General features: G+C 58.8%; 8 protein-coding genes. 6 read left to right on the top strand and 2 right to left on the bottom strand.

What is annotated here, in order from left to right; all coding sequences use genetic code 11:
• The first annotated feature begins 126 nt into the window (after positions 1–126).
• From ACW9HW_RS27300 to ACW9HW_RS27290, 3 genes are all read left to right on the top strand, one after another.
• Entirely contained in the window at positions 127–1476 is a 1350-nt protein-coding gene (locus ACW9HW_RS27300; protein ID WP_457402409.1) for a nucleobase:cation symporter-2 family protein, read from the top strand.
• Positions 1477–1640: 164 nt separating this feature from the next.
• Positions 1641–2426, top strand: coding sequence for an outer membrane protein OmpK (locus ACW9HW_RS27295; protein ID WP_457402407.1), 786 nt, complete (start codon positions 1641–1643; stop codon positions 2424–2426).
• Positions 2427–2798: 372 nt separating this feature from the next.
• Positions 2799–3584: an outer membrane protein OmpK gene (locus tag ACW9HW_RS27290; protein WP_095196837.1), complete on the top strand. Its 786-nt coding sequence runs from the start codon at positions 2799–2801 to the stop codon at positions 3582–3584.
• A 99-nt stretch (positions 3585–3683) separates the two neighbouring features.
• Here ACW9HW_RS27290 and ACW9HW_RS27285 read toward each other — a convergent pair whose 3' ends face one another.
• Both ACW9HW_RS27285 and ACW9HW_RS27280 read right to left on the bottom strand, forming a co-directional pair.
• Complete coding sequence (locus tag ACW9HW_RS27285; RefSeq protein ID WP_095196838.1) at positions 3684–4838, bottom strand: patatin-like phospholipase family protein; 1155 nt, start codon at positions 4836–4838, stop codon at positions 3684–3686.
• Between the two features lie 164 nt (positions 4839–5002).
• Entirely contained in the window at positions 5003–5935 is a 933-nt protein-coding gene (locus tag ACW9HW_RS27280; RefSeq protein WP_095196839.1) for a lipid A biosynthesis lauroyl acyltransferase, read from the bottom strand.
• 118 nt (positions 5936–6053) lie between these two features.
• Here ACW9HW_RS27280 and minC point away from each other — a divergent pair, with 118 nt between their 5' ends.
• The 3 genes from minC (at position 6054) to minE (ending at position 8063) form a co-directional block, all read left to right on the top strand.
• Entirely contained in the window at positions 6054–6791 is a 738-nt protein-coding gene (gene minC / locus ACW9HW_RS27275) for a septum site-determining protein MinC (protein ID WP_095196859.1), read from the top strand.
• A gap of 201 nt (positions 6792–6992) precedes the next feature.
• Entirely contained in the window at positions 6993–7805 is an 813-nt protein-coding gene (minD, locus tag ACW9HW_RS27270) for a septum site-determining protein MinD (protein ID WP_060541535.1), read from the top strand.
• Between the two features lie 3 nt (positions 7806–7808).
• The gene (minE, locus tag ACW9HW_RS27265) at positions 7809–8063 is read left to right on the top strand and encodes a cell division topological specificity factor MinE (RefSeq protein WP_007974947.1); all 255 of its coding nucleotides are present in this window, start codon (positions 7809–7811) and stop codon (positions 8061–8063) included.
• Positions 8064–8110 lie beyond the last annotated feature (47 nt).

Below are 8110 nucleotides of genomic sequence, written 5' to 3'. Positions count from 1 at the left end.
AGACAATGCGAAACCTGTGGGAGCGAGCCTGCTCGCGAATGGCCGCAACGCGGTCCTGATTCGAATACAGCTGCCAGCAACATTGCAGCTGTACATCACAAGAATAAAAAAGATCCGAGGTGTTGCATGTCCGAGCTATCCCAAGCGCGCATCCCCGACGCACCCGCCATTCAGCGTTTGCCCCTTTTGCAACTGATCCTGGTTGGCCTGCAACACGTTCTGCTGATGTACGGCGGAGCCATCGCGGTGCCGCTGATCATCGGACAGGCCGCTGGCCTGAGTCGTGAAGAAATCGCCTTCCTGATCAATGCCGACCTGCTGGTAGCCGGCATCGCCACCATTGTTCAATCCTTGGGCATCGGCCCCATGGGCATCCGGATGCCGGTGATGATGGGCGCCAGTTTCGCCGCCGTCGGCAGCATGGTCGCCATGGCTGGCATGCCCGGTATCGGCCTGCAAGGGATCTTCGGCGCCACCATCGCCGCCGGATTCTTCGGCATGCTCATCGCCCCGTTCATGTCCAAGGTCGTACGTTTCTTCCCGCCGCTGGTGACCGGCACGGTCATCACCTCGATCGGTTTGTCGCTGTTCCCCGTCGCCGTGAACTGGGCCGGTGGCGGCGCCGAAGCCGCTCAGTTCGGCTCCCCGATCTACCTGACCATTGCCGCGCTGGTGCTGGGCACCATCCTGCTGGTCCATCGCTTCATGCGCGGTTTCTGGGTCAATATTTCCGTGCTGATCGGCATGTGCCTGGGCTATGTGCTCTGTGGTCTGATCGGCATGGTTGACCTCAGTGGCATGGCCCAGGCGCCATGGCTGCAATTCGTGACCCCGCTGCACTTCGGCATGCCGAAGTTCGAACTCGCACCGATTCTTTCGATGTGCCTGGTGGTGGTGATCATTTTCGTCGAGTCCACCGGGATGTTCCTTGCGCTGGGCAAGATCACCGGTCAGGAAGTCTGCCCACGCATGTTGCGTCGCGGCTTGCTGTGCGATGCCGGCGCCTCGTTCTTCGCCGGCTTCTTCAACACCTTCACCCACTCCTCCTTCGCGCAGAACATCGGCCTGGTGCAGATGACCGGCGTGCGCTGCCGTTCGGTGACGATCGTCGCCGGCGGCTTGTTGATCGTCCTCAGCCTGCTGCCGAAAGCGGCATTCCTGGTGGCGTCGATTCCACCAGCGGTATTGGGCGGCGCAGCCATCGCGATGTTCGGCATGGTCGCCGCCACCGGGATCAAGATTCTTCAGGAAGCCGACATCGGTGACCGTCGCAACCAATTGCTGGTGGCGGTGAGCATCGGCATGGGTTTGATCCCGGTGGTGCGTCCGGAGTTTTTCGCCCATCTGCCCGTGTGGATGAGCCCGATCACCCACAGCGGCATCGCCATGGCCACCCTCAGCGCCCTGACATTGAACCTGTTGTTCAACATCCTCGGCGGCGCCGAACGCGCCGCCAACGACTGCCACGCCCACTGAACTGACAGACAACACACGAAACCTGTGGGAGCGAGCCTGCTCGCGAAAGCGGTCTGACAGTCAACATCTCTGTTGAATGCACCGCCCTCTTCGCGAGCAAGCCCGCTCCCACAGGGTCGGGGGCTGCCTGCGCCTCGAAAAATAAAAACAAGAGGGAGCAACAGATGATTCGTACCCAGAAAACCATGCTGTTGGGTGGCTGTCTTTTGGCTGCCAGTCAGGCCATGGCCGGCGATTTGCTGCTTTGGCAGACCAACAGCCTGAGCTATCTGTACGGCAAGGATTTCACGATCAACCCGTCGATCCAGCAGACGATCACCTTCGAACACGCCGATCGCTGGAAGTATGGTGACAACTTCCTGTTCGTCGACAGCACCTACTACAACGGCGAGAAAGACCGGAACAAAGGCGTTCACGCCTATTACGGCGAATTCAGCCCGCGCCTCTCCTTCGGCAAAATCCTCGACCGCCGCTTCGAATTCGGCCCGATCAAGGACGTGTTGCTGGCCATGACCTACGAGAATGGCGAAGACGACAGCGAAGCCTATCTGATTGGCCCCGGTTTCGACCTCAAGGTACCGGGCTTCAACTTTTTCACCCTGAACTTCTACTATCGCCAGACCGAAGGCTCGCGTCCCGGCGATGATGTCTGGCAGATCACGCCAGCCTGGTCCTACACCCTGCCACTGGGCAATTCGAGCCTGTTGATCGACGGCTACATCGACTGGGTCGTGGACAACGATCAAAACTCGCGTGGCACCTATCACGCCAACCTGCACTTCAACCCGCAGATCAAATATGACCTGGGCAAAGCCTTCGGCTGGCGTGAGAAGCAGGTGTATGTCGGCGTCGAATACAGCTATTGGAAAGACAAGTACGGCGTCGAAAACAACACCAACCTCGACACACATGAAAGCACCACCAGTCTGCTGGTGAAGGTGCACTTCTAAGATGGTCCGCAACCGTGCCCCAAACCTGTCGTCGGTGCGCTGTTGCGGAGCACTTGAGAGCGGGCCCTGGAGTCAGTATTCTCCGCGGCCGCCTGAATCCGCTTTAAAAAAAAGCCCGGATTTAATTCCTGACCAGAAAGCCAACTTATCCCGGCACTGGACGGTACCAAGGCATTCCCCAATCACTCTCAATCGACTGTTTTTGAGCAGCCGAGCGGGAGTTTTTTTGTTTTCGAAAACCTTGGCGCAGCGTTTGCTGACAGCACTCAAGCTGACCGTATGGATGATTTTTTTGCCGTTACAGAAAAAGGCGCCACACCAGAGCGTCGACCTTAAAAAAATATGAAATCACTACTTTTTGGGAGCAACCGAATGAAACGCACGTGCACTAGCCTGATGCTGGCGGGATCGATGCTGGCGGGGGGCCAGGCCATGGCCGGCGACTTGCTGCAATGGCAGAACAACAGCCTGACCTATCTGTATGGCAAGGACTTCCAGGTCAACCCGCGCATCCAGCAGACGGTGACCTTCGAACACGCCGATGGCTGGAAATACGGTGACAACTTCTTCTTCATCGACAAGATCTTCTACAACGGCAAGGAAGATGCGTTCGCGGGCGAGAACACCCACTACGGTGAATTCGCCCCGCGCCTGTCATTCGGCAAGATCTTCGACCAGAAGCTGGAATTCGGCCCGATCAAGGACGTCCTGCTGGCCATGACCTATGAGTTCGGCGAGAACGACACCGAGTCCTACCTGATCGGTCCAGGCTTCGATCTGGCCATCCCGGGTTTCGACTACTTCCAGTTGAACTTCTACAACCGCCATACCGAAGGCAGCCGTCCGGGTGACGATATCTGGCAGATCACCCCGGTCTGGTCCTACACCATCCCGGTGGGCGATTCCGACGTGCTCATCGACGGCTTCATGGATTGGGTGGTCGACAACGACTCCAACTCCAAAGGCGAATACCACGCCAACCTGCACTTCAACCCACAGATCAAGTACGACCTGGGCAAGGCGCTGAATCTGGGCGAGAAGCAGTTGTACGTCGGTGTTGAATACGATTATTGGAAAAACAAATACGGTATCGAGGACAGCGAGGGCTTCAAGACCGATCAGAGCGTGACCAGCTTCCTGGTCAAGGTTCACTTCTGATCTTGTAGGAGCGAGCTTGCTCGCGATGGACTACAGGGCAACGCGTTGAATCAGAAAACACGCGTTATCGTTAACGTCCATCGCGAGCAGAGCTCGCTCCTACACCAACCCCAGAAACCGGCACAACTCTTCCTTCTTGGCCAACGCATCCCGCCGCCCCAGATCAATCAACTCGCTGCAATACCCCGCCTCGAACAACAGATAACTCAACACCCCCGCCCCGCTGGTCTTGGTCGCCCCCGGCCCGCGCAGGAACAGGCGCAGTGCCGCCGGCAATTCCTGGCGATGGCGTGCGGCAATCTCGTCGATCGGCTGACTGGGCGAAATCACCAATACCTCCACCGGCGCCACGCCCAGTGTGCGAATCGGTGTGCCATCGGGCATGAGGTGACTGAACTGATTCAAGCGTTGCAGCAACTCGATGTCGCTTTCCAGGCTGTCAATGAACGTACTGTTGAGCATGTGCCCGCCGATCTGCGCCAGGGTCGGCTGCTGCCCGGTCCAGGCACGTTGCAATGGCTGCTCCGGATCAACGCCCCGTGGATTGCCACTGACCCCCACCACCAAAACGCGACTGGCACCCAGATGCAGCGCCGGGCTGATCGGTGCCGATTGGCGCACGGCGCCATCGCCGAAATACTCTTCGCCGATTTTCACCGGGGCAAACAGCAGCGGGATGGCCGAACTGGCGAGCAGATGCTCAACGGACAACTGGGTAGGAACGCCAATCCGGCGATGGCGTAACCAGGCATCGATGGTGCCGCCGCCCTGATAAAACGTCACGGCCTGACCGGATTCGTACCCGAATGCCGTGACGGCCACGGCATGCAGTTGCTTTTGTGAGATGGCCTCTGCAATGCCGGTCATGTGCAACTTGTCATGGAGCAGATCGCGCAGTGGCGAACTGTTGAGCAACGCCACGGGGACCTGAGCGCCAAGGCCCAGCAGGCTGTGACCGACAAAGCGACTGGCCTGGCGGATCACCCCGGGCCAATCACTGCGCAACACCAGATGACTGCGAAAGCCTTGCCAGAAGGCAGTCAATCGCTCGATGGCGGCGCGAAAATCCGTGGCTCCGCTGGCCAGGCTGACCGCATTGATCGCCCCGGCCGAAGTGCCGACGATCACCGGAAACGGATTGTCTGCGCCCAATGGCAGAAGCTCGGCAATCGCCGCCAGCACACCGACCTGATAGGCCGCCCGAGCCCCGCCGCCGGAAAGAATCAACCCTGTAACCGGTTCAGCGGGATTCATACACAACGCTCCATGCGGCTTGATGGGAATTCTTTATTTCGACCAGTTCCCTTGTAGGAGCGAGCTTGCTCGCGATGGTCGTGAAAACGCCGCGGGGTGTCAGGCGTCCCGCGTTATCGTTGTCCACCGTCGCGAGCATGCTCGCTCCTACAGGGTTCGATTGATCAACCGCGTTTGGCGTACAACTTGGGTTCGCCGGGTGGACGGCTCTTGAAGCGGCGATGGGCCCAGAGGTATTGCTCCGGACACTCACGCAGTACACCCTCGATCCATTGATTGATACGCAGGCAATCTTCTTCCTCGGTTTCCCCAGGGAAGCCTTCCAGCGGCGCATGGATTACCAACCGATAACCGCTACCGTCCGCCAGGCGCTCCTGGGTGAACGGCACCACCAGCGCCTTGCCCAGCCGTGCGAATTTGCTGGTGGCGGTAACGGTCGCCGCCTGAATACCGAACAACGGCACGAAGATGCTTTGCTTGGCGCCGTAGTCCTGGTCCGGTGCATACCAGATCGCCCGGCCCGAGCGCAGCAATTTGAGCATGCCGCGTACGTCTTCACGCTCGACCGCCAGCGAATCGAGGTTGTGCCGCTCGCGACCACGACGCTGGACATAGTCGAACAAAGGATTCTTGTGTTCGCGGTACATACCGTCGATGGTGTGCTGCTGGCCAAGCAATGCGGCGCCGATTTCCAGGGTGGTGAAATGCACCGCCATGAGAATCACACCCTTGCCCTCGCGTTGGGCTTGCTGCAGATATTCCAGGCCCTCGATATGGGCCAGTTTCGCCAGACGCTCGCGGGACCACCACCAGCTCATCGCCATTTCGAAAAAAGCGATGCCGGTCGAGGCGAAATTTTCCTTGAGCAGACGCTTGCGCTCGGCAGCGGACTTTTCAGGGAAACACAGTTCCAGATTGCGCTTGGCGATGCGCCGTCGGTCGCCGGCCGCCCGATACATCAAGGCACCCAGACCGCGACCGATCCACAGCAATGCCGGATACGGCAACTGGACAATCAGCCACAACAGCCCCAGGCCCAACCACAGTGGCCAGAAACGTGGAGATAGAAAGGAGGTTCGAAAACGCGGGCGATCCATTAAAGCTTCCGAAAAGACAATGGCCGCGCATTCTACATCGTTCGACCCGGCTTGCGGCCTGCGGGCGTTCTCGTTATAAGTCTCGGCACTTTTAGTGACAAGTCTCTGTATGCCGACCATGAGCCAAACCGAACCGCTAGACCAAGATCCCGTGTTCCAGCTGAAGGGCAGCATGCTCGCCATTACGGTGCTGGAGCTGGCCCGCAACGACCTCGAAGGCCTCGATCGGCAATTGGCCGCCAAGGTTGCCCAGGCGCCTGGTTTTTTCAGCAATGCCCCTCTGGTACTGGCCCTGGACAAACTTCCGGCCCATGAAGGCGCGGTCGATCTGCCGGGGCTGATGCGCGTTTGCCGCCAGCACGGCCTGCGTACCCTGGCGATTCGCGCCAGCCGCATTGAAGACATCGCCGCGGCCATCGCCGTTGATCTTCCGGTGCTGCCGCCGTCCGGTGCCCGCGAGCGTCCGCTTGACCTGAACGAAGGTGTTGTGGCGAAAAAACCGGAAAAACCGCCGGAGCCAACCATCAAACCGACCAAAATCATCACCTCGCCCGTACGCGGCGGACAGCAGATCTATGCTCAGGGCAGCGATCTGGTGGTGATCTCTTCGGTCAGCCCGGGGGCGGAACTTCTCGCCGATGGCAACATCCATGTATACGGCCCCATGCGTGGTCGCGTGTTGGCCGGAGTCAAAGGCGACACCAAAGCCAGGATTTTCTGTCAGCAAATGAGCGCTGAACTGGTCTCCATCGCAGGTCATTACAAGGTGTCCGAAGATCTGCGCCGCGACCCTTTATGGGGTTCAGGCGTACAGGTCAGCCTGTCGGGCGATGTGTTGAACATCATTCGGCTTTAACGGATACTGCCGCATTTTCCAAACATCTCTAAAACGTAGCGAAAACGGCTCAAACGAAGTAGGAAACAGGCCAAAAGCAGTGTTTACCGGAGGTAAACGCCGCCCAGAACCGAATTCCAGCCAAGGCTGTCCGACTGCAGTAGTTTTTCAAGAGATGTTTTTCAGGGGCTAAAAGTCCTTTTTCCTTAGGGGTGAAACACCTTGGCCAAGATTCTCGTGGTTACATCCGGCAAGGGTGGTGTGGGTAAGACCACCACCAGCGCCGCTATCGGTACCGGCCTCGCTCTGCGCGGCCACAAAACAGTGATCGTCGACTTCGACGTCGGCCTGCGTAACCTCGACCTGATCATGGGTTGCGAGCGCCGCGTGGTGTACGACTTCGTCAACGTCGTCAACGGCGAAGCCAACCTGCAGCAGGCGCTGATCAAAGACAAGCGCCTGGAAAACCTCTACGTGCTGGCCGCCAGCCAGACCCGCGACAAAGACGCGCTGACCGTAGAAGGCGTGGAAAAAGTCCTGATGCAACTCAAGGAAGACTTCGAGTTCGTGGTCTGCGACTCCCCGGCGGGCATCGAGAAAGGCGCCCACCTGGCCATGTACTTCGCTGACGAAGCGATCGTCGTGACCAACCCTGAAGTGTCCTCGGTTCGTGACTCCGACCGCATGCTTGGCCTGCTGGCCAGCAAGTCCCGTCGTGCCGAACGCGGCGAAGACCCGATCAAGGAACACCTGCTGATTACCCGTTATCACCCGGAACGTGTGAGCAAAGGCGAAATGCTCGGCGTAGAAGACGTCAAGGAAATCCTCTCGGTGGCCCTGCTCGGCGTGATCCCGGAATCCCAGGCGGTGCTCAAGGCATCCAACCAGGGCGTTCCAGTGATCCTCGACGACCAGAGCGATGCCGGCCAGGCCTACAGCGATACCGTTGACCGCCTGCTGGGCAAGACCGTGGATCATCGATTCCTCGATGTACAGAAGAAGGGATTCTTCGAGCGCCTGTTTGGAGGCAACTAAGCAATGAACCTTTTTGACTTCTTTCGTGCCAACAAAAAGCAAAGCACCGCGTCGGTAGCGAAAGAGCGTCTACAGATCATCGTGGCGCACGAACGCGGCCAACGCAGTACCCCGGATTACCTGCCGGCCTTGCAAAAGGAACTGGTCGAGGTGATTCGCAAGTACGTCAATATCGGGTCCGACGACGTGCACGTCGCACTGGAAAGCCAGGGCAGCTGCTCGATTCTGGAACTCAATATCACCCTGCCAGATCGCTGAGTCGATCCGGCTGGAGCCACGGCGGTTCATGGCCCATTCCAATTATG

It is taken from the genome of Pseudomonas sp. SDO5532_S415 (assembly GCF_054071155.1).
Note: the sequence above shows the minus strand (reverse complement) of the source record. Positions and strands in the feature narration are given on the sequence as shown.

What these genes read in the sequence shown, in the direction of transcription:
- ACW9HW_RS27300 (WP_457402409.1), top strand. Translation starts at nt 127, where the DNA reads ATGTCCGAGCTATCCCAAGCGCGCATCCCCGACGCACCCGCCATTCAG.
- minC (WP_095196859.1), top strand. Translation starts at nt 6,054, where the DNA reads ATGAGCCAAACCGAACCGCTAGACCAAGATCCCGTGTTCCAGCTGAAG.
- ACW9HW_RS27280 (WP_095196839.1), bottom strand. Translation starts at nt 5,935, where the DNA reads ATGGATCGCCCGCGTTTTCGAACCTCCTTTCTATCTCCACGTTTCTGG.
- minE (WP_007974947.1), top strand. Translation starts at nt 7,809, where the DNA reads ATGAACCTTTTTGACTTCTTTCGTGCCAACAAAAAGCAAAGCACCGCG.
- ACW9HW_RS27295 (WP_457402407.1), top strand. Translation starts at nt 1,641, where the DNA reads ATGATTCGTACCCAGAAAACCATGCTGTTGGGTGGCTGTCTTTTGGCT.
- ACW9HW_RS27285 (WP_095196838.1), bottom strand. Translation starts at nt 4,838, where the DNA reads ATGAATCCCGCTGAACCGGTTACAGGGTTGATTCTTTCCGGCGGCGGG.
- ACW9HW_RS27290 (WP_095196837.1), top strand. Translation starts at nt 2,799, where the DNA reads ATGAAACGCACGTGCACTAGCCTGATGCTGGCGGGATCGATGCTGGCG.